At 64.2% G+C, this 19864-nt stretch carries 19 protein-coding genes and 1 pseudogene; 10 read left to right on the top strand and 10 right to left on the bottom strand.

What is annotated here, in order from left to right:
* Together OCW50_RS28395 and OCW50_RS28390 are read left to right on the top strand one after the other, a co-directional pair.
* A partial coding sequence (locus OCW50_RS28395; RefSeq protein ID WP_262299908.1) for an aquaporin occupies window positions 1-355 on the top strand: 355 nt, incomplete at its 5' end.
* 24 nt (window positions 356-379) lie between these two features.
* Window positions 380-679, top strand: coding sequence for a GlsB/YeaQ/YmgE family stress response membrane protein (locus OCW50_RS28390; protein WP_262299907.1), 300 nt, complete (start codon window positions 380-382; stop codon window positions 677-679).
* A gap of 21 nt (window positions 680-700) precedes the next feature.
* Here OCW50_RS28390 and OCW50_RS28385 read toward each other — a convergent pair whose 3' ends face one another.
* The 5 genes and pseudogenes from OCW50_RS28385 to OCW50_RS28365 all read right to left on the bottom strand — a co-directional run bounded on the left by OCW50_RS28385 (window position 701) and on the right by OCW50_RS28365 (window position 3171).
* Window positions 701-958 carry a hypothetical protein gene (locus tag OCW50_RS28385; RefSeq protein ID WP_262299906.1) on the bottom strand — a complete coding sequence of 86 codons (258 nt, stop codon included), beginning with the start codon at window positions 956-958 and terminating at the stop codon, window positions 701-703.
* Between the two features lie 164 nt (window positions 959-1122).
* Window positions 1123-1641, bottom strand: a complete 519-nt coding sequence (locus OCW50_RS28380; RefSeq protein WP_262299905.1) for a GNAT family N-acetyltransferase — start codon at window positions 1639-1641, stop codon at window positions 1123-1125.
* Between the two features lie 100 nt (window positions 1642-1741).
* Window positions 1742-2197, bottom strand: coding sequence for a hypothetical protein (locus OCW50_RS28375; protein WP_262299904.1), 456 nt, complete (start codon window positions 2195-2197; stop codon window positions 1742-1744).
* A 69-nt stretch (window positions 2198-2266) separates the two neighbouring features.
* A pseudogene (locus tag OCW50_RS28370) lies at window positions 2267-2724 on the bottom strand (MaoC family dehydratase).
* Between the two features lie 21 nt (window positions 2725-2745).
* Entirely contained in the window at window positions 2746-3171 is a 426-nt protein-coding gene (locus OCW50_RS28365; protein ID WP_262299903.1) for a hypothetical protein, read from the bottom strand.
* A gap of 598 nt (window positions 3172-3769) precedes the next feature.
* Between OCW50_RS28365 and OCW50_RS28360 the strand changes: the two genes are divergently transcribed.
* Window positions 3770-4459, top strand: coding sequence for a hypothetical protein (locus OCW50_RS28360; protein ID WP_262299902.1), 690 nt, complete (start codon window positions 3770-3772; stop codon window positions 4457-4459).
* A gap of 220 nt (window positions 4460-4679) precedes the next feature.
* Here the strand turns inward: OCW50_RS28360 and OCW50_RS28355 are convergent, their stop codons facing one another.
* On the bottom strand, window positions 4680-5837 hold the full coding sequence (locus OCW50_RS28355; RefSeq protein WP_262299901.1) for a DUF3616 domain-containing protein: 1158 nt from the start codon (window positions 5835-5837) through the stop codon (window positions 4680-4682).
* A gap of 514 nt (window positions 5838-6351) precedes the next feature.
* Between OCW50_RS28355 and OCW50_RS28350 the strand changes: the two genes are divergently transcribed.
* The 3 genes from OCW50_RS28350 to OCW50_RS28340 all read left to right on the top strand — a co-directional run bounded on the left by OCW50_RS28350 (window position 6352) and on the right by OCW50_RS28340 (window position 7576).
* Window positions 6352-6636, top strand: coding sequence for a hypothetical protein (locus tag OCW50_RS28350; RefSeq protein WP_262299900.1), 285 nt, complete (start codon window positions 6352-6354; stop codon window positions 6634-6636).
* A gap of 185 nt (window positions 6637-6821) precedes the next feature.
* Window positions 6822-7169, top strand: a complete 348-nt coding sequence (locus OCW50_RS28345; RefSeq protein ID WP_262299899.1) for a DUF2853 family protein — start codon at window positions 6822-6824, stop codon at window positions 7167-7169.
* An 80-nt stretch (window positions 7170-7249) separates the two neighbouring features.
* Complete coding sequence (locus OCW50_RS28340; protein WP_262299898.1) at window positions 7250-7576, top strand: ATPase inhibitor subunit zeta; 327 nt, start codon at window positions 7250-7252, stop codon at window positions 7574-7576.
* A 226-nt stretch (window positions 7577-7802) separates the two neighbouring features.
* Here the strand turns inward: OCW50_RS28340 and OCW50_RS28335 are convergent, their stop codons facing one another.
* The gene (locus OCW50_RS28335; protein WP_262299897.1) at window positions 7803-8879 is read right to left on the bottom strand and encodes an AraC family transcriptional regulator; all 1077 of its coding nucleotides are present in this window, start codon (window positions 8877-8879) and stop codon (window positions 7803-7805) included.
* 387 nt (window positions 8880-9266) lie between these two features.
* Window positions 9267-9992 (bottom strand): hypothetical protein, encoded by a 726-nt coding sequence (locus OCW50_RS28330; protein ID WP_262299896.1) that lies wholly within the window; start codon window positions 9990-9992, stop codon window positions 9267-9269.
* Window positions 9993-11258: 1266 nt separating this feature from the next.
* Between OCW50_RS28330 and OCW50_RS28325 the strand changes: the two genes are divergently transcribed.
* Together OCW50_RS28325 and OCW50_RS28320 are read left to right on the top strand one after the other, a co-directional pair.
* A complete protein-coding gene (locus tag OCW50_RS28325) occupies window positions 11259-13634 on the top strand; it encodes an autotransporter family protein (RefSeq protein WP_262299895.1) in 2376 nt (791 codons plus the stop codon).
* A gap of 729 nt (window positions 13635-14363) precedes the next feature.
* On the top strand, window positions 14364-15233 hold the full coding sequence (locus tag OCW50_RS28320; protein ID WP_262299894.1) for an amino acid ABC transporter substrate-binding protein: 870 nt from the start codon (window positions 14364-14366) through the stop codon (window positions 15231-15233).
* A 194-nt stretch (window positions 15234-15427) separates the two neighbouring features.
* Here the strand turns inward: OCW50_RS28320 and OCW50_RS28315 are convergent, their stop codons facing one another.
* A complete protein-coding gene (locus tag OCW50_RS28315; protein WP_262299893.1) occupies window positions 15428-16741 on the bottom strand; it encodes a patatin-like phospholipase family protein in 1314 nt (437 codons plus the stop codon).
* A 402-nt stretch (window positions 16742-17143) separates the two neighbouring features.
* On the opposite strand from OCW50_RS28315, the gene OCW50_RS33285 reads away from it, so the two are divergent.
* Window positions 17144-17620: a hypothetical protein gene (locus OCW50_RS33285; RefSeq protein WP_315974487.1), complete on the top strand. Its 477-nt coding sequence runs from the start codon at window positions 17144-17146 to the stop codon at window positions 17618-17620.
* A gap of 9 nt (window positions 17621-17629) precedes the next feature.
* Window positions 17630-18583, top strand: coding sequence for a hypothetical protein (locus OCW50_RS28310; RefSeq protein WP_315974486.1), 954 nt, complete (start codon window positions 17630-17632; stop codon window positions 18581-18583).
* 241 nt (window positions 18584-18824) lie between these two features.
* Here the strand turns inward: OCW50_RS28310 and OCW50_RS28305 are convergent, their stop codons facing one another.
* Window positions 18825-19604, bottom strand: coding sequence for a class I SAM-dependent methyltransferase (locus OCW50_RS28305; RefSeq protein ID WP_262299892.1), 780 nt, complete (start codon window positions 19602-19604; stop codon window positions 18825-18827).
* Between the last annotated feature and the right edge of the window lie 260 nt (window positions 19605-19864).

Below are 19864 nucleotides of genomic sequence, written 5' to 3'. Positions count from 1 at the left end.
CCAGTACAGCATGATCTCGGGCTTCATCGCCGAGGTGGTGCTGACCATGATGTTCCTGTTCATCATCATGGGGGCGACCCACGGCAAGGCGCCGGCGGGCTTCGCCCCCATCGCCATCGGGCTTGGCCTCACCCTGATCCATCTCGTGGGCATCCCGATCACCAACACGTCCGTGAACCCCGCCCGCAGCACCGGCCCGGCCCTGTTCGCCGGCGGCTGGGCCCTGGCGCAGCTCTGGATGTTCTGGGTCGCGCCCCTGATCGGCGGGGCCATCGGCGGGATCCTCTACCGCTGGCTCAGCGAGGAGCCATCCGCCCAGGTCACCGGCGTCACGCCCGCCGCACCGGCCGAGTAGTGGGGACATGCCGAGGAGGGATCCATGATGCCATCCCTTGCGCAGGTGATCGTCTGGGTCATCGTTGGCCTGATCGGCGGAAGCCTCGCCGGGCTCATCGTCACGTGGAAACGTCGGGGCTTCGGCTTCCTGCAGAACCTCGGCATAGGCCTGGTCGGGGCTCTCGTCGGCGGTCTCCTCTTTCGCCTATTGGGCCTCTTCCCAAGGCTCGACGCGGTCACGATCTCGCTGCGGGATGTTGTGGCTGCCTGTGCCGGAACGTTGCTGGTCCTCGTGGTGCTCTGGGTCGGGCGTCGGTCCCGGACGGGCGCCGCCGCCGAATGACACCGTGGACCGCGGACTTGGTCAGCGTCGGCCGACGCGGTTGACCGGGCCGCCACGGTTCATCGGGGTGCCGGGGCGGATCCCGACGCCCGCGGCCCCGACACCAGGAGTGACCACGGCACGGCGGGCCACGGGGGCCACCGGGCGCGCGACGCAGCCCTTCGGCACGCCCACCGTCTTGCAGTAGACGACCGCGTCCGCGGGACCCGAGACGAGGAAAAGAGCGGGCAGTGCAACCAACGCCAGACCGGCGCGGGACAAAGATCCAATGCGGGCCATGGTGATCCTCCATGCAAGGGTTACGTCGGCACCGGCCACCCGGCACGGCTCCATCGTGCTGCCTGCACCGATGGCGTGTTTGATGGCTTGGGCCAATCGTTTGTCAGTTTGGGCCGAACGCCACCGGGCCATGGGCGATGGGTGCCGCAACGGACCGGCCCGGATCACGCCAGTTGAAGCACGACATGGATGGCGTCGGGCTCCTGCCGCGTTGTGCTCACGAGCCCGCTCGTGCCGAAGACCTTCAGCATGGCGGTGTTCCCCGGCAGGACGTCGGCGACCAGTTCCCTGAGGCCGCCGTCGCGGGCGAGGGCCACCAGGTGGCGCATCAGGGCTGTCCCGATACCTTGTCCCTGGTGGGCGTCATCCACGGCGAAGGCCACCTCGGCCTGGCCCGGCACCCCCACGACATAACGGCTCCCGCCGACGATCACCGGCCGGCCGTCCTCCTCCAGCAGCGCGACCAGGGCGACGTGGTCCACGAAGTCGACGTTGATGTAGAAGTCGACTTCCTGATCGGTGAAGCCGCGCTTGAAGCCGAAAAAGCGGCGGTAGAGGGACTTGTCGCTGGACCGGCCGACGGCGGCGAGCAGGCCAGCCCGGTCCTCCGGCCGGAGGGCGCGGATTTCGACCGTACGTCCGTCACGCAGGGTCTCGGTGGCTGAGTAGTCCTTCGCCCGCAATGCGGTCTCCTTGTCTCCTGACGCGAATTACGGGGGCGGCTGTCCACCACCTCCTGGATGCCCGATGTCGCGCTCGTGCGCTCCGGGGCGCGGCATGTCCTCACCAGTACCGGCGGTACGCCACGGGTGGCCCGAAGTAGCGCGGGCCGTAGTAGCCCCTGTACGCGCCATAGTAGCGTGGCCCGTAGTAGACGCGTCTCGGGTAATAGCGCGGGCCATAATAGGCCGGGCGTGGGTAGTAGTAGGCAGGCCGGGGGTAATAGTAACCCGGCCATGGGGCATAGGCGCCATAGCCATAGCCCGGATAACCGTATCCATAGCTGTACGCTGGATACCCGTACCCATAACCATAGGCGGGGGCCGTGGCGGCCGCGGTGATCAGTCCGCCGAGAACCGCCCCACCGATCAGCCCGGCCGCAACGGCGCCGCCGCCCCAACCGCCGGGACGATAATAGCCGCCGTAGCCCCAGCCGCCGCGCCAGTACTGCGCATTGGCGTTCCCGACACTGCCGGTCAGGATCAACGCGGCCGCGGCGAGTGTTGCGAGTCTTTTCATGTCAGCCTCCATAAGGCCTTGGTCACCCCCTGTTGCCTTTGACGGGCCTCCAAGCCTGTGCCGCTGCGTTCAGCGGTAGTGCACGGCGATGAGTTCAGCCATGCAGGCCGGACGCTCACTGTTCTCTAGCTCGATGGTCACTCCGTAAGTCATCCGGAGGCCGTTGCGCGGCGCGTCCTCCTCGGCCGCGATGGTGACCCGCCCGTGCAGCCGCGAACCCGCCGGCACCGGCGCCAGGTACCGGATGCGGTTCGCCCCATAGTTGAGGGTGTTCGCCACCCTTCCAGGTCCATGACGGAACGAACAAACACCGGTGCGAAGCTGAGGGTGAGCAGGCCATGGGCAATCGTGGTGCCGGTGGGCAGCACGCGGCGGGCGCGTTCGACATCGACATGGATCCACTGATCGTCGCGGGTGGCCTGGGCGAACTGGTCGATCCGCTCCTGGTTGACGTCAATCCAGTCGCTCGTCCCGACCTCCGTTCCAACCGCTGCTTTGATCTCGCCGAAGTCCCTGAAGATGCGCATCGTGCACCCTGACCATCGATGTTATCGTTTTAACCGCGACTTCTGCACCGTGCTTCCGTTGCCTCCGCTGTCGCCTGGAACGGTGTTGAGGCAAAGCTTGACCTGATTGTCGTCGGCGTCGCGCATGGTCAGGCAGACCTCGGCCTCCTCCAGGCAGTCGCTTGGATTGCCGTAGCGGGCGCAGAGCTCCTCGCTCTGCGTCCGGATCTGGTTGATGAGCCCGTAGACGAAGCCGCCGGCCCCGTCCGACTTTCTCGTTGGCCCCCGTGCCGGCGCCCTGGCGGATCCGGACCGCTTGGATGCGGTCCCGGCCGACTTCGAACCGATTTCCTGAGCCTGCCCGGGCGCGGGGTCGTCCGCCAAGGCCGCGTTGACTGGCAGGGACAGGCCCAACAAAGCCACCGCCAAAAGGGTCTGCCGGCTTCCGGACGCGTTCAAGGATGCCATCATCGTTTGTCCCTTGCGGCTCTTCGGGCGATGGCTCGTGTGGGAGGGCCTCTCCGGCGAGACCCGGATGGACCTGCGCCCGGGGCGGCGATGATCTCCCACCGCCCCATGGATCAAAGTACCCGCGGCCAAGTGGCCATGCTTGATCGCTTGGGACAGAGGTCTGACAATTTTGGCCATGCCAGGTATCCGAGCCCCCGTTGCGGGAAGCCCTGAACGAAGTAGACCGGCTTCAAGGACATGGACCGCTCGCATTTCGTGCTCGCGCCGCCTTGACCAGCATGGGGCATCGTGTCGACGTTTTTCGCTGTTCCTTCACCGCCGAAGCAGGATTAGGTCGGTTGTGGCGCGAACAGGGCCGTTCACCCCCTGCAATCCGTGACCACAATGCGAAAGCGGTCTGAGTCGAGGCTCGCAACCTCCATCTAGGCCGTCGTGTCGCCACAGAGGGGTTTGGGCCACTCAATCGGCGGGTCAAAGTTCATCCCCGCCTGCCGACCCTGCCTGCACACCAAACGCGGCGATACCCCTTCACCGACGGGTCATGCTGACGGTACCATCGAGTGCATGGGTCTGGGCTCACGCGAGGAGGGCGATGATGCCTCAGGACGAGACCAGTATGTACTCGCATCTGCGAACACCACGGGCGGCCGCCGTAGCCGGCATCGTCTTTTCCATCCTGCTCGTCATCATCTTCTGGGTCTTCCGGAGCGCGGTTCCGGCCGATCCATTGGATCCCGGCACCTGGCTGGTGAGCGGCTCCCGGTCCGTGGCGTTGGCGCTGAACCTCATTCCCTTTGCAGGCATCGCCTTCCTGTGGTTCATCGGCGTGCTGCGCGACCGCCTCGGTGCGAAGGAAGACCGCTTCTTCGCCACCGTGTTTCTGGGCAGCGGCCTGTTGTTCCTGGGCACCCTGTTCATGGCAGCGACCATTGTGGGCGCCCTGCTGCTCATCGCACCCTCCGTCGAGGTGGCCGGGACGGGGCCAGCCCCGACGTTCCGCTTCGGACGCGCAACCGCCTACATCCTGTTCAATGTCTATGCGATCAAGATGGCCGGCGTCTTCATGATCTCGACGTCCACGGTCGTGATCTACACCGGGATCGCTCCCCGATGGATGGCCGGGATCGGGTATGCGCTGGCCGCGCTGGTGCTTCTCGGCAGCTTCTATCTGAACTGGAGCATCATGGTCCTGCCGATCTGGGTGCTGCTGATCAGCGTGCATATCCTGATCGAGAACCTGCGCGGGTGGGACAGTAGCCCCGGGCGACAAGAGGGGCCGCCATGATGCATCATCCGTGCGGCTAACCGCGGCCGGCCCATGACCGAAGCGCTCATAATGGCACGGTCGAAGCGGCAGGTGGCGTCGGCGGCGCGCCCGTGGCCGCGACCACGGGTGCGGCCTCAGGGGCTTCGCGGCTCCGGCGCTGTTAGCGCGGCGTGTGGAACAGGGGACCGGCGCTCGGGGCCGGACGCCGACGACCGGACAGGCTGAAGGCTGTTCTGTGTCACGCACTTCGGTTCGAAGACTTGGGCGCCAATGCCGCCACCCGTCTGGCCCGTGACCCAGCCGCCAGCAGGCGCGGCCCGATCAGGTCGGCGTGCACCTTGAAGGCGTCCGGGTCCGTCCGCTCCGGGGCCGGGGCATCGTAGATCACGAGCAGGGCTTCAGGACCTGCCTCCGGCCAGAGATCTATGCCCTCGGGGTGGTCGGCATGCAACCGATACGGCAATTCGGCGACCGTCTCGATGCGATCCGGCGCAATGACGCCGGAGGCGTCGTCGTGGATCGCGTCCCGCCAGCGCAGCACGAAGGCCGGCCCCTCCAGGGACATCGTGGGTCCGACCAGCAGAAGAAGGTCGTCGCCATCAAGGCGCAGGTCGCGGATGCCGAGGCCGCGCGTGTCGAGCAGGTGCTTGCGGTAGCGCCGCTCACTCTCGATCCGCCGGGCCTTGAGCCGGCCCAGGGCCTTCTCCGCGATTTCCACGTCGAGCACCACCGCATGGCCCCGCAGCACCGGGCCGCGCAGGCCGAGCCACACCCGATCTCCGCGCACCGCCAATCCCTCGACGTCGAACCCGTTCTCCTTGGCTGGGATCGTCAGGAAAGGGCCAAGATGCGGATCATCAGCGAGCCAACGGGTGAGGGCGCTATTCGTCTCATCGAATTTGACCCACGCGGCCTGACGCCCGCCGTCCGAGCGGGCCGGCGTGAACAAACCCAACGCCTCCTCGACGAGCGGGATCCGGCCCAGAAAGTGCCGGTTCGGCTCGCGGTCGATCTGTTCCATCCGGCGCAGGGCATCATCGGCTTTGCTCTCGTCGCGCTTGGGCCTGCTGCGCTTGAGCGCATGCGAGCCGACGATCCAGAGAAAGCCGTCCACGGCGCACAGGCCCTCGATGTCCATCTCGCCGTCGGCGCCGGCCGGCAGATCGACGAACTCATCGAGAGCGAAATGCCGATGGTCGCCGAACCGGTCGTCCCCGATGCGCCGCAGCCGCTCGACGCTCGCGGTCTCGTCGCAGGCGAGGAAGAGGCTGTCGCCGACACGCGCGACGGCGGACAGGTCCTTGTAGAGCGGGTCCTTCAGGTGGCGCAGCGGCCGCCAATCGGAAAAGGCGAGATCGACCCGTCCGAGACGTCCTGCATGGCTTCCATGTGGCATGGTCGTTCCCTCCGCTGGTGCTGACAAGCTGACCGCCCACGCGGTCCGACGAGACCTTGGCGAAGGATACCCTGACAGTGGCTCGGCCGCGAGTGGCCCTCACCGTCAAGGAGCGAAGACGACAGCCACGTGCCGGTCTTTACGTCGGCCCATGCGCTTGACGGGACCAACACGGTCCAACGGCGGTCCCGATCAGGAATTGCCTTCCGGCGGCCAAAACTGTCAAGCAATTGTCCCAGCCAATCAAGCGGGCGTTCTCGCCTGGGCTAAGATGAACCATCCGGCGATGACGCCGTGAAGGCCATCCCGGCGTCTGTTGCCATTGCGGGAAGAGCGACCGTCCGGGATGGGGAAGATGGGTTCCGGTTCTATCCCTGTCCGCGGAAAGAGTGTCAGTTCGTATTCGGTGAGCGCTGGATGGGAGAATTGCAGCCCCGGGACTCACGGTTGGGAGGCTCCAGGGCCAGACCCGTCCTTCAGTGGGCAAGAGGTTGATCCTCAACGGGAGGTGCGAATGGAACAGATCCTCATCAATCTGATCGCGGGCGCAACGGGAGGTGGCGCGGCAGGCAAAGCATCTCCCCAGTTTGATCTGGGCACGGCCGGAAATCTGATTGCGGGCGCTGTCGGTGGCGGAGTCCTGGGGCAGATCGTGACCCTTGCCATGCCGGCCATTGGTGCGTCGCTCGCGAGCGGCAACTTCAGTGTTGGTGGAGTGATTGCCAACCTCATCAGCGGCGGCGCCGGCGGTGCGATTTTGACCGTCATCATCGGTGCGCTCAAGAACAGGGCGGCTTGACGAGCACCCTGCCCAAGAGGCGACGACTGCGCTCGCTCGTGCCCTGCGCCAACGGGCTCCTGCCCGCGGGATCATTCGGATCGGAACACCCGCGGCAGGCTGTGGCGGCTTGGGCATGTCGGTCTGGCAGGAGTGCCGTCGCGGAAATCGTCTGGGTGTAAGTGCGTCAACACATGGAGGAGATGATGGCGGAAAACTGGGCGGCAGATGTGTGGAAATATTCCTCGAACGCGGACCCAAGCGCCATTGCCGGCATCGCTCGCTACTGTGGCATCTCCCTGCAGAAACGAGACTCGTCGCTAGTCGCGCTCAGCGACAAGGAGGAACTCGCCCGCGTGCGGGAGAACTTCCTGAAGAAGAAGCTTGGTCTGACCGACGCTGACGTCGATCTCGACAAGGCGATCATCAGCGTCGGCGAGACTATGAAAGGCGACAGGGCGAAGAACAGGGTTACCGTCTACTATCTGTTGGCCGAGCGCTTTGGGAAACTGTCTCTGTTCAGTGGCCCCAATCCGCCTTCAGAGAAGGGCTGAGCCCTGGGCGGCATTCCACCTCGGCCACGGAGATCCTGGCGAGACGAGGCGTTCAATGGCCGGCAACCGGAGGAGTTCGCATGACCAGCTCTGACGACGCGGTGAAGACGATTCTCCGCAACAAGCTCCTCGGCCGGTGGGCCGCTGAGAAGTTGGGACTCAGGGGCGGCGAAGCGGAGGCCTATTCGGAGGCCCTTGCCAGGGGGGAGGGCGACCCTGAACACAGTGACGTGTTCAGCAAGATCCGCAAGGACTTCGACGCCGCGGGCGTGGATGAATCGGACGCACGGATCCTCAACGTCATGACCGAGCTGATGCTCAAGGCCGGGAGCCTGCTGCCGACGGCGCGGGGCGATGCCACCGATGCCGCGGCGGTGACGCTCGCGCGCAAACTCATGGCGCCCTGAGGCCGGCGGTCGGTTCTATGTTGGCGATGCAGGTTGCGGACAAGGCAACATCATGAATGGTATCTTGCTGCTGAACTGCGACCGGTTCGGGCACCGAGCCACGACCGCAGGCCGTGCCTTATGGTTGTGAGATGGAGGGATTGGGTGGGCGAGCCTCATGCCTGCCTCCTGAAGAAGGGGCAGAATGGCTCCAATCTATGCACACGTTCTCGAGCAGAGCACTGACTTAGGTCGTGACGAGGGATGCCCGCACCTCGCGAGGGGTCTTGCCCGTCCACCGTCGGCAAGCGTGTGTCAAGGCGCTCACCTCATGGAAGCCGAGAAGCCAGGCGATTTGCGAAACCTGAAGATCGCGTTCACTGAGATAGGTCATGGCCAGCTCGTGCCGCAGCTGATCGAGGATTTCACCGTAGGTCGTCCCTTCGGCTGCAAGACGGCGCGCGAAAGTACGCCCGCTCAGGCCCAATCGACGAGCCACGTCTCGACTCTGCGTTTTCGCGTGCGGCAGCATGGGAGCGAGGATGTTCTCGACGGTTGTTCGTAGCGCACTCATGTTCGAAGCGCGCCGCGCCAGAATTTCCTCACAGGATTCCTGCATCAGGTCGCTCAGATAGGTGTCAGCACTCACCAGCGGGAGGTCATGCGCGCTGGCAGCAAACGCAAGTTCATCGTTCCAGCCGCCATACTCGATCTCGCTGTTGAAAAAGGGCTTCATGGGAGAAGCATCGACCTTGCGATGATGCACGAAGCTGACACGATGCGGGATCAGCTGACGACCCGTCAGCGAACGACACACGCGGAGCAACAGTGTCATGATGAATTCGATCTGATGACGATCGAGGTGCCGCGAAACACCGGAATATGCGATAGTGAGTGTGCATTCCGTGCTGTTCGAATAGGTGACCTGCACCGCCTCGTTTGTGACCCGACCGTAGCGTTGCAGCCGTTCCAGTCCTTCGCCCAACCGGGCCGCGGAGGCGACGGCATAATACAGCCTTCCTGCCGATCGGAGATCCACGTCCCGGGCCAAGTGGAAGCCGAGCCAATCATCCTTCAATGCCCTCGCGGCCGCATCAAGGAACCTGATCTGGGCCTCGGCACCAACCCGAGCGGCCCGATCGTCCAGGACGAGTGCTGCCAGATCGTTCGCTTTCAGGAGAGCCTCGGCATCCTGGCCCGCATCCCGGATCCTCGCCGCTGCAAGGCGAAGAACAGCCCCGCTTGCCGTGGGCATGCGAGCCAGCGACCGGGCCGGACGGGCCTTCCGGTCCAATGAAGCGTTGCCGAACTGACTGTGGCCCATGCGAGGCACCACCATCTGTTCCAATCAGGCATTTTGGCAGTTTAGCGCAAAAATGGCAGAGGCGCACAAGACGATCAACTTCGGGCGCCTCTCTCACCCGACGGGCTCCAATCCGGACATCCTAGCAACTGATTACAAAGATCAGGATCCGTAGGGGTTGTCCGGCCTGCTCCGAGTTGCACCTCGTCCCGGCCGGAACGCCGATGCAGAGCCCAAAAGCGGCTTGAAAAAGCCCAGTCCTCTGTCGGATGGCAGTCACAGGCTGCCGCCGAGACACTGGTCGTCGCGTGGTCCGATCTGCTTCGAGCCCGGCAACCGCACCCGTGCCCCTCATGGCGCGTGCAAGGTCTTGTACGGATGCCGGAGCGCCAGTGCAGCCTGAGACTCCTACCTGCCCCGACCGCCCCCGGCGCCATCGCCGCCCTTGTCGCCACCGTTGTTCTGGCCGCCGCCCGAGTTGCCGTTGTGGCCGGAGTTACCGGGTGCGTCATGAGTGGAGTTCTCGGCGTTGTTGTGGCCGCCCGAGTTGCCGGGCGCGCTCTGGTCGCCGTTGCCGAACCCGTTGTTGCCCTGTGGGCCACCATGGCTGCCCTGGTTGCCGTTGCCGCCGTTGCCAGGGGTCGCCGCGCTGTCAGCGCCGCCCTGGCCACCGCTGCCGGGCTGGATGGTGCCGCCGCCAGCGCCCGTTCCAGGGTTGGACGGGCCGGAGGGGCTCGCCGCCAGCGAGCCGGTGCTGGAAGGGCCCGCAGCTGGGCCACCGGTACCGGCCGGAGTGCCACCCGTGGATACCGTTGAGGAACCGCTGGAGGAATCACGGCCGCCGCCGTTGTTGCCGTGCTCACCGCCCCGGTCACCGGAACTACGGCTGGCGGTGGATGCGCCGGAGGCAGCCGGGCTTGGGCTGGTCGTCTGGGACGGGCTGGGGCCAACCGCCCCCTCGCCCCTGTCGCGCCCCGGACGTGTCGTTGCGCTTCCAGGACCGCAATAGCGCAACTCGAATTTGCCGGGGATCGGCTCGATCCGGCAATAGTGCCAATGCGGCACAACTTGGGCCTGGGCCGAGGCGAAGGGAACCGCAATCAGCGCGGCAGTCGCAAGCAGAATAGTTCTCATGGTCGTGATCTTCAGTCGTGGGGCTTCTAGGGCCTGATTGCCCGTGGAGGTGCGCGCGCGCACCTCGGCGGAGAATCCCGTGCTCCCGAGGCTGGCTTCCGCTCACCTCATGCAACTGATAGTGGGACGAACTTGGAGGTGGGACTTGTTCGACGCGGCCAACTTCTTGGTGGCGTTTGCCAAAGGGACCTAGCGGACAGGTCATTAACCTGTCGGCCCTCTCAGCGCGGCAAGCGATGGGTATGGGAGAGACGACGAGTATGATGCTTCCAAGAGCGCGGGCAGGCTGCGAAGTATGGAGGGGACCGGAGTTTGAATGGTCAGACCAGGAACGGGGAAACGTCTGCAGCCGATCTCTGTCTATCGCGCCGATGATGGGCACAGACACGGGCCTCAATGCCGGTCAGACGCGCCGGCGTTGAGGTCTGCCGAGCCTCGACCTATTTGCGCGAGAGCTTCTGGCGCAGGACAATGGCCCCACGCGCATCCAGGCCAGCGAAGTGGAGGCCGGTCGTGCCGGGGTCGGTCCCAAGCGAGCAATCTGCTGAAGCGAGGCTGTGGGCGTGGCCTGGATCCTCGTGCCCGCGCTCCTCTCAAGGGTGCGCCGGTAAGCACGGCCGGTCCGTCCTATTCGCAGACCCACGGATGTCATCGGCTCCGAACAAGACACGATATCAAGGCTACATACGAGGCTAGGCACCAGATGTGCAGCGATTGGCGGGAGCCGATCACGGATCCTCCGGCGGGGTTGATGATCTTTCGTCGCGCTTGCTGACCCCTGCAACAACGACCCCGACGATCCGGGTCGCTCGCGCTTTCGCCTTCATAGGGTGGCCCGGATGTGACAATCATCGAAAATTCGAGCTGCCGATCGTTCGCTGCGCTTGCATCAGGTCCAGCGCTGGTCCTGAATGCATAGGCACTGAGCTTGTACGTCGAGGTTTGCGCACTCTATCCGCGAGAAGCTGAACAGTATCACCGATCGATGAGGTCGTCATGAGGTTCGGGGAACACAGAACGTCTATTGCCTCGTCCAGGGCACTCGCGACGATCGCGCTTCTCGCAGCATCGACGGTTTCGGCACACGCCCAGACCAATTGGACCGGAACGGTCTCGACGGGTTGGTTTACGGCTCTCAACTGGAACGCCGGTGTTCCCACAGCTGCAACCGATACGAACATCGACACTGTAGCGCCGAATGCGACGGAGGTCGGGAGCGCTGGCGCAACAGCCCTGAACCTGGCCGTTGGTCAAACCGGCACTGGGATGCTGACGATCCAGTCTGGTGGCACGTTGACCGATATCCTCGGAGCGGTCGGCAATTTACCGGGTGCTCAGGGTACGGTGACAGTGACTGGCGCGGGCTCCCGCTGGACGAACATCGGAACTATCGTGGTAGGCGGCCTGGGCACAGGCACTCTTACAATCCAGGACGGCGGCGCGGTGAGCAGTGGCGGCGGCGGCTCTGTGGGATTGGCTGCCGGATCGAATGGCGGGGTGAGGGTGACTGGCCCGGGCTCCCGCTGGATCAACGCACCAGGCGGCGGGCTCAATATCGGCGCGTTCGGGACAGGCGCGCTGACGATCGCGAACGGCGGGACGGTGATCAATGACACCGCCTTCCCGGCGAACGTCGGCGAACGCGCAGGCTCGCAGGGTACAGTGGCGGTGACCGGCCCGGGCTCGACGTGGAGAAACAGTGCGCCGCTGAACATTGGCAACTTCGGCACGGGCACGTTGACGATTGCGGACGGCGGCGGCGTCACTGCGCCTACCGTTACGATCGCGACGAATGCCGGTGCAGTCGGCATTCTCAACATCGGTGCGGGCGCGGGTAGCCCGGCGGCTGCCCCCGGCACGCTCACTGCGTCGAGCCTCGCGTTTGGCGCCGGCATCGGTACGCTCAACTTCAATCACACATCCGACACCTACGTGTTTGCGCCCGCAATCAGCGGCATAGGTACCGTCAATGTGCGCGCCGGCATCACCACGCTCACAGGGGCCAACAGCTATGGCGGCGCGACGAATGTCGCTGCGGGTACGTTGCGGGCGGGGGAACTGAACACGTTCAGCCCGAATTCGGCTGTGAGGGTTGCGCGCAGCGGAACGCTCGATCTCAACGGCTTCGACCAGACCCTGCCCGGCCTCGCCAATACCGGTCTCGTGAACATGGGCACGGGCACCGCTCCGGGCACGGTCTTGACGACGACCCGCTACAGTGGGGCGGGTGGCACGATTGCGATGAACACCTTTCTGGGTGGCGAAAACTCGCCGTCCGACCGCCTCGTCGTCGACGGCGGTCGCGCCGGCGGCCGTACGGGTCTGCGGGTCGCCAACACCACTGGGCCAGGTGACCTGACGCTCGGCGACGGCATTCTCGTCGTCGCGGCGGTGAATGGCGGCAGAACACAAAACGGCGCCTTCGGTCTCTCCGGCCCCGTGGTGGCGGGCCCCTACGAATATTTGCTCTATCGCGGCGGCTACTCGGCCGGCTCGCAGAACAATTTCTACCTGCGCAGCGCCATCAGGCCCGATCCGGGTCCGGACCCCGGTCCTGATCCAGGCCCGGATCCCGGTCCGGAGCCCCAGCCGCCGATCCCTGACCCACAGCCCGAACCACAGCCGCCCATACCGGGACCAATCCCGCCGTCTCCTGGTGCGTCACCCGCTCCCGACCCGTCGCCGGTCCCGTTCTTCCGACCCGAAGCTGTGGTCTATGCCGGGCTGCCGGGGCTGGCACGCCTCATCGGCCTGGAGATCCTCGGTACCTTTCACGAGCGCCAGGGCGAGCAGAGCCTGCTGACCGGAACGGGCCTCGTCCCCGCCGGCTGGGGCCGCGTCTTCGGTTCGAAGACGGAGTACCGCCGCGGCGGGCCGTTAGCGCCGGAGTTCGACGGCCATCTCTTCGGCTTCCAGGCCGGGATGGATGTCGGGGCGGCCGAGATCTGGGAGGGACATCGCGACCACTTTGGCCTGTTCGTCGGCCATGCCGAGGCCGATGGCGACGTGCGCGGCTTCGCCCTCGGGCAGCGGCGCTTCGCCAGCGGCTCGGTGCCAATGGACGCCACGAGCCTCGGCCTTTACTGGACCCATGTCGGGCCCCAGGGCTGGTACCTCGACGGCGTGCTGATGCATTCCTGGCTCGACGGCGAGCCGCGCTCGAACCGCGGCGTCGGCATCGACCTCGAAGGTCATGCCACTACCGTTTCCCTCGAGGGCGGCTCTCCAATCCGGCTCACGGAGACGATCTCGCTCGAACCGCAGGCGCAACTCATCTGGCAGCACGTCTCGTTTGACAGCACGCAGGACCGCTTCTCGTCGATCGCGTTCGATGCCGACGACGCGTGGACCGGCCGCATCGGCGCACGGCTGCAAGGCACGTTCCACGATGGGGCGACGACTTGGCGTCCGTATCTTAAGCTCAATCTCTGGCACAACTTCGATGCCACCGACCGGACGGAGTTCGGTACGGTGGCGCTGCCGGCCTCGTTCGGGGCGACCTCGCTCGAAGTCGGTGCCGGCGTGGTGGCGACCTTGACGGAGAACGTGAGCCTGTTCGCGGTGGCCGACTACACCACCAACCTCAACGGGCCACATCGCGACACCATCGAGGGTAACCTGGGTATTCGGCTTACATGGTAAGCAAGACGAGCCATGACCATTGTCAGGCCTAGGTGCATGCCAGCCCAAACCGGGAGCTCTCATCTATGGGAAATGTCGCATTCTGGCACATTTGAGAAGTTGGGCGAGGGATAGCTAACCCAGCCCAAGCAGACGTTTGCTAACGGTCGGGGATCGGCAAAAAGTGACCCATATGAGACCTTCGCGATGACCCGCACCGCAAACCCTGTCCCACGGCCTCCCGGCGAAGCGTCGCCACCGAATCCTCTCGGTGGTATCCTGAGCAATCGCCGGCATGATGTCAGGCAGCCTGGCGGGGGAACCGCCTCGACCGCCTACAGCTTCCCCCGCGCCGGAACTGCCCCAGACAATGGCGGGCTGAGAAGCATTGAGCAGGACCCACCCGATCGGTTGGACAGCCTGCGCAGCCGGAGAGAACGATGGAGCACCGCAGAAGTCATGTTGGACACGCAGACGGGCTTCCCAGGTATCTTCCGATACGGTTGACTCGAAGTACCCGTCGGATCACCCCCAGCCGATCTCCCTCAAGCAACGGGATGGTCATAGCTCGACTGCAGCGGGTACCATCCGGGCCCTATGCGTGGCCGGGGCGCCCCACCACGATCAGGCGTCAGGAGACCACCGGCCGTCAACGAGAATTGCACCGGACAATGCTGGCGGCGAACTTTCGGGTTGTAAATCTACCATCTCGACCGCGTGCAAAGCCCAACCCAGTCAGGAGCGTCAGGCATGTTGCGGATACTTGTCCTGTTATTCTGCTTTTACGTCTTGATGCCACCATCGTTTGCGCAGGGGGAGATCCCGAATGACAGCCGCCTGAGGGCGGTGGCGGACAGAAAGGTCGTTCGGATCGCCTACCGGAGGGATGCAACGCCGTTTTCCTTTGTAAGAGACACAGAGAGAGGCACACCCGTCGGCTATACGATCGACCTGTGCCGCCTCGTCGTCGATGGGATCGGACGGCAACTCGGTCAGACCCTCAAGATCGAGTGGGTGTCGGTCACGGTGAATACCCGGTTTTCCGCGATCATGGACGACCAAGCCGATATGGAATGCGGATCGAGTACGGTCACCCTGCGGCGATTCGAGGAAGTGGACTTCTCGAGCTTTGTCTTCGTGGAATCCACCGCAATCCTCGTCAGACGCCAATCCGACATCCGCTCGTTGTCCGACATGAATGGGAAGAGGATTGCGGTCATCGCCGGTACGAGCAACGAGCGTGCCGTGGCCGATCGCATACGTCACCTCAAGCTCAATGCCGCAACCCTGGTTGCCGTGCAGAGTCGCGCCGAAGGCATCGCGGCGGTGGAATCGGGGGCGGCTGACGGATATGCCAGCGACAGGCTGCTGCTAGTGGGTGCCGCCAAGCAGCGTCCCGCCGAACTCGCGCTGCTGCCCGACGAACTATCGGTTGAACCCTATGCCATTGCCCTGCCGCGCGGCGACTGGGCCTTCCGCTTGGCAGTGAACCGCGCCTTGGCCCATATCTACGGCAGCGGCGCGCAATACGACGTCTTCGTGCGGTGGTTCGAGCAGATCGGGTTGCATCCAAGCGATGCTCTCAGCATGGCATGGACTCTCGGAATACTTGCGGATTGAAGGCACTGTTTCTCTTCCGCAGTGCAGGCGCGGCGAGCGCGGCTGTGGCACCCAGTGGCCGTGCGGCCGGGCCCTGAGCAACCTACTCCTGTGCACATTTTCGGCCCACCATGCGGCTTTTCCGTCCCTCACGATGGAGACATCCTGCGGTACGACCGTACATCTTCGCGGTGAGTGGGGGAGGAGCGACACCATCAAAAGCGTGCGTCCAGCGGCAACTGGGGCACAAAATCGAGGTTTGGTGGCGCCTTGTGCCAGACAGGCCTGTGTCGACCCTTCTCATAGGCATAATCGAACAGCGCCTTCATGTACTCGGGATCGAAGAGATCATTCTTCTTCTTGCCGAAGTCGGTCTCGATGTAGCTCAAGTTGTAATCGATCCCGTCGCGCTTCGTCATGTCATAAATTCGCAGGACATCATTGTAGCCGAGATAATGGATCATCGTCGCGACCGCCCGCTCGGTGATCGTCAGGAAGTCGCGGTTCACCGATGCCCAATCCGGATCGAGCCGCGCGTTGCGGATGATATAGGCATGGCGCTCGCGCGCGAACTTTCCATACTTCAGGCTTGCGCGCACCCCGAAATACATTGGGTAGAGCAGCGCCTGCTGCACCACGCCGGCGTCGACATTCATTTCCTGATAGCGCTGACCGTTTGCGTCAACATTGATCATGACGGGCGGGAAGGCGCCCGGGATGGATGCCGAGGCCAGGATGACTTTACGGGTCAACTCGAGCGCCTCAGGATGTCCGCTGGCCGCAATGGCGCCCAAGTTCCAGATGATCGGACGCTGCTGATCGAGGCTCGCCGTCCCGATCATCAGCATGCGGCCGTTCTGGTATGCGGCGGCAATGTCCGCAAGCATCTGTGCATCCACGTAACGGGAAATCAGACGGTAAAGTGGCGATGTGTCGGCGAGCGCCTCCCCGAAGACCATGCCGTAAAAGCCGTTCAAGGCGCGCAAGGTCCGGATCTCATCCTGGCTCTTGATGGTCGTGTAAAGCTCCCGCAGGCGCTCGATGTAAGGCCCGCCCAGAAACGCGAAAGGCGCAATCATCGCGCCGGTGCTGATCCCGGTCACCAGCTTGAACGCCGGCATGGTGCCGCTGTCAGACCAGCCGCACAGGAGCCCGGCGCCGAAGGCCCCGTCACCACCGCCGCCGGAGATCGCCAGATAAGATCCTGGCGGCAGAGGGCCGTCCGGACTCCCCAGGGCGGCCCGTTCGCGGTCCAGCGACTGCTCCCATTCCTGGACCAGCGCCGCTCCTTGCAAGTCATACCAGGCCCAGAAACGGGCATTGGGAAGCCCGAGCACCGTGATCTGATCGGCGACAGCGGCCGGAACCGCGGCTTCGTTCAAGCTCCGCTGTGGAGGGCGGAATCCGGCGACCCCATAGGCGATCACAGCGCACGCCGCCAACAAGACGAGCAACCTGAAGGCAAGCCGCCCGGTGTAAGCTTGGCGGGGCCGCCGCGCGATGGCGATCAATGATGCGAAGCGCTTCATTGTCTCACTCCGAAAAGGCAGTTTAGCATGGCTTTGCTGGGTTGTTGAGGCGGTCCAGCCATCCAGCCAAGGTGGCATGCCGTCGATCTTGGGCGACCGTTGGAACGTCCGGATTGGGGCGACATTCGACTGCTTGAAATGCCCCTTGCTTCCGCGGCCTTCGGGCCGAGCGCATAAGCCATCGCCAGTCGGATATTTTGCTCCTCTTTACGGCGCAACGCGAGTACAAACGACATGAGTTATCGGCGCGGCCGCGTCGCCGGGGGCCAGTCAGTCCCATGTCGCCGGAAAATGCGCGCGGTCACCCGCTCGTTCACGGCGGCGTTCCGGATTATCGTTGCGCGGGGACAGATTTTGAACGTGACGGTCAGGGCTTGGCTGAGACCAATCGCGATCGGCGCGATGACGCTGGCAGCTCTGGTGGGTTGCCTGATCATCGCCGGCCTTGCGTTCCGCGCCTGGGACGCCCTGCGCTCCCCACCTCTCGACGTGTGGCACACCTTCGTCCCGAGCGAGCCTGACGCCGGGATGATCGATGCGGGCGACTGGTCGGGCTATATGGCGGCCGAGAAGCGCGTCTTCGCGGAAGTAGCGCAAGAGGTCAGCCAGAAGCTCGATGAGGACCGGTTGCCGATCAATCGTTACTTCGCGGGAGGCATCGTTTACCCGCCGGGCTTCGCGACTGACTGGAACCATTCCTACGTGTTCGAGCCCGAGGGCAAGCCAATCGGGGCCGCCGTGTTCCTGCACGGCCTCACGGATTCTCCCTACAGCCTGCGGCATCTCGCCGAGTTCTACCGCCGCAGGGGCTTCGTCGCCATCGGCATCCGCCTGCCCGGCCATGGCACTGTCCCCGCGGCGCTGACCGAGGTTCAGTAGGAGGATTGGATGGCGACTACGCGCCTCGCCGTGCGGGAGGCCGTGAGGCGCTCGGGGGCACACGGCCGCCTGCATCTCATCGGCTACTCTAACGGTGGCGCGCTTGCGGTCAAATATGTCCTGGATGCCCTCGAGGACGAGCGGCTGGCCCGACCGGAACGCTTGGTTCTCATCTCCCCGATGATCGGCATCACGGTCTTCGCACGCTACGCTGGTATCGCCGGGTGGCCCGCCTTCTTCCCGGCCTTCGCCACAGCGGCCTGGCTCGACATCCTGCCCGAGTTCAATCCGTTCAAGTACAATTCGTTTCCCGTAAACGCGGCCCGTCAGTCCTACCTCCTGACGCAGGCACTCCAGGATCAGATTGCCCGTGCGGCAGGCAATGGCACGATCGGTCAACTCCCGCCGATCCACACGTTCCAATCCGTTGTCGACTCTACCGTCAGCACGAAGGCTGTCGTCTCAAGCCTCTATGCACGGCTTCCGGCCAACGGGAGCGAGCTGACCCTGTTCGACATCAACCGCGCGATCAGGATCGAGCCACTCTTCGACCGCTCGATGGAGTCGATCGTTGACCGGCTCCTGCCCGCTACCCCGCGTGCATTCAGGACGACGCTCGTCACCAACTCCGACCTGTTCTCGTTTGAGGCGGTCGAGCGTTCGACCGAGGCCGGAGGAACGAAGGAGGCTGTGCAGGCGCTCGGTCTGACCTTCCCGCCCGGCACGTTCTCCCTGTCCCATATCGCTCTTCCCTTTCCGGTGACCGATCCGCTGTATGGTTCGCAGCCGGATTCTCGGGAGAGCTTCGGCCTCCACCTCGGGACCCTGACGCCTCGCGGCGAACGCGGCGTGCTGGTGGTCCCGCTGGATGTGCTGGTGCGGATCTCGTCCAATCCATTCTATCCCTACCTCGAGCGAAGGGTAGCCGAGGGCATTGACCAGCCCTCGGCCAAGGCACAATAAAGGCCTGAGGCTGACAGGGGTCTCGTTTGCGGGCGGCATTCATGCACAGCAGGGCGCACCCTGAGCGGTCGAGGTCGAGCCGTCCCAGCCGTCGTCACCCTATTCGTGTTTCCCAACCGATAATGCGAAGGTCTTCTCTTGGCACTCCTGAGACGTAGGCGCTTTGTCTGCTTTGGCGCTCGAGAGCTGACGTTCAGCGAGGGGTCCTGAATGCGAATGTCTGATCCGAGGCTGATCTCAGTCAAGATCCCGTTCGGCGCTGTGCAGTGGTTGCCGTGAATGCGATCGTTGTCGTCCAGTACGCAGGGTCACGCGAGAGACTATAGAACTCGTCGAGTGTTGCCTGGGATATTCCGCCCTCCGCTTTCAACTTATCTGCGACTTCGCGGATTCCGTAATCCCACCATTCCGCGAATGGCGAACCACCATTGTAGAGAATGGCATGCCCTTCGGAGGAGATATCGATCAACCCCTCTGCTTGCAGCCATGCGGGGATGCTGCGACCAACGTAGTAGTCGATCTGGTGGGCTGCTGCCCACTGAATGAATTGCTCCCAGAAGCGTTTCTGGGAGAGGGGCTCGACGGTCCACGTGGGGTAGAAGTCGGGCTCCTGCACGAAAAGATAACCACCCGGCTTAAGCCAGCGGACAACCTTGCTCACCACGGCGCGGCGTTCGGGAAGATGGTGCAGGAGGGCTCGAATTGCGATGAGGTCATAGGGGGCATCCGATGGCTCGTCGTTCACGACATCAAACTTGCGGACTTCCAAATTGCTGGCCGCAATTCCTTGCATCAGGTCCGTACGAATGTCGCTGGCGATGACGTGCCCCGTCGGACCGACGCGCTGCGCGAGCCACTGCGAGAGCGAGCCGTTGCCGGCACCGATCTCCAGACAACGCCAACCGATGCCGACGCCTGTCTGGGACAGATGAAACCGGCTCGATGGGTCGAGCAGGTCCGACATTAATCTCAGTCGCTCCGCTTCGCCCTTCAGATCGTGGCGCCAGACATACTCGGCCATGACAGCCTCCCAGGATGCGTTCCTCTATTGTCCCACAATTCATCCTGGTTGGCAGGATGTCTCCTCAAGCAGGGATACCAGGCATATCCAAAGGGCGGTGGATGGCCTCGCTTGACCCTGGCTTTGGTTTGCCAGGAGCAGAGTCGTCTTCGCGGTTGACAGCCACCAGCGCATGATGGGGCTTCGCAGGACGAACTTTCCCAGGCGTGAACCGCACGCTCCAGGTCCGCAGGGTCGCAACTACAACAGGCTCGGCGGTG

This window comes from Microvirga sesbaniae (genome assembly GCF_025460805.1).
GTDB lineage: Bacteria > Pseudomonadota > Alphaproteobacteria > Rhizobiales > Beijerinckiaceae > Microvirga > Microvirga sesbaniae.
This window is presented reverse-complemented; position numbering and strand designations above follow the sequence as displayed.

Excerpts from the sequence above, each read along its gene's own strand:
- OCW50_RS33285 (WP_315974487.1), top strand. The coding sequence starts at position 17,144 with ATGACGCTGGCAGCTCTGGTGGGTTGCCTGATCATCGCCGGCCTTGCG.
- OCW50_RS28320 (WP_262299894.1), top strand. The coding sequence starts at position 14,364 with ATGTTGCGGATACTTGTCCTGTTATTCTGCTTTTACGTCTTGATGCCA.
- OCW50_RS28360 (WP_262299902.1), top strand. The coding sequence starts at position 3,770 with ATGCCTCAGGACGAGACCAGTATGTACTCGCATCTGCGAACACCACGG.
- OCW50_RS28355 (WP_262299901.1), bottom strand. The coding sequence starts at position 5,837 with ATGCCACATGGAAGCCATGCAGGACGTCTCGGACGGGTCGATCTCGCC.
- OCW50_RS28310 (WP_315974486.1), top strand. The coding sequence starts at position 17,630 with ATGGCGACTACGCGCCTCGCCGTGCGGGAGGCCGTGAGGCGCTCGGGG.
- OCW50_RS28390 (WP_262299907.1), top strand. The coding sequence starts at position 380 with ATGATGCCATCCCTTGCGCAGGTGATCGTCTGGGTCATCGTTGGCCTG.
- OCW50_RS28365 (WP_262299903.1), bottom strand. The coding sequence starts at position 3,171 with ATGGCATCCTTGAACGCGTCCGGAAGCCGGCAGACCCTTTTGGCGGTG.
- OCW50_RS28350 (WP_262299900.1), top strand. The coding sequence starts at position 6,352 with ATGGAACAGATCCTCATCAATCTGATCGCGGGCGCAACGGGAGGTGGC.
- OCW50_RS28335 (WP_262299897.1), bottom strand. The coding sequence starts at position 8,879 with ATGGGCCACAGTCAGTTCGGCAACGCTTCATTGGACCGGAAGGCCCGT.
- OCW50_RS28345 (WP_262299899.1), top strand. The coding sequence starts at position 6,822 with ATGGCGGAAAACTGGGCGGCAGATGTGTGGAAATATTCCTCGAACGCG.
- OCW50_RS28325 (WP_262299895.1), top strand. The coding sequence starts at position 11,259 with ATGCTGACGATCCAGTCTGGTGGCACGTTGACCGATATCCTCGGAGCG.
- OCW50_RS28305 (WP_262299892.1), bottom strand. The coding sequence starts at position 19,604 with ATGGCCGAGTATGTCTGGCGCCACGATCTGAAGGGCGAAGCGGAGCGA.
- OCW50_RS28340 (WP_262299898.1), top strand. The coding sequence starts at position 7,250 with ATGACCAGCTCTGACGACGCGGTGAAGACGATTCTCCGCAACAAGCTC.
- OCW50_RS28385 (WP_262299906.1), bottom strand. The coding sequence starts at position 958 with ATGGCCCGCATTGGATCTTTGTCCCGCGCCGGTCTGGCGTTGGTTGCA.
- OCW50_RS28375 (WP_262299904.1), bottom strand. The coding sequence starts at position 2,197 with ATGAAAAGACTCGCAACACTCGCCGCGGCCGCGTTGATCCTGACCGGC.
- OCW50_RS28315 (WP_262299893.1), bottom strand. The coding sequence starts at position 16,741 with ATGAAGCGCTTCGCATCATTGATCGCCATCGCGCGGCGGCCCCGCCAA.
- OCW50_RS28330 (WP_262299896.1), bottom strand. The coding sequence starts at position 9,992 with ATGAGAACTATTCTGCTTGCGACTGCCGCGCTGATTGCGGTTCCCTTC.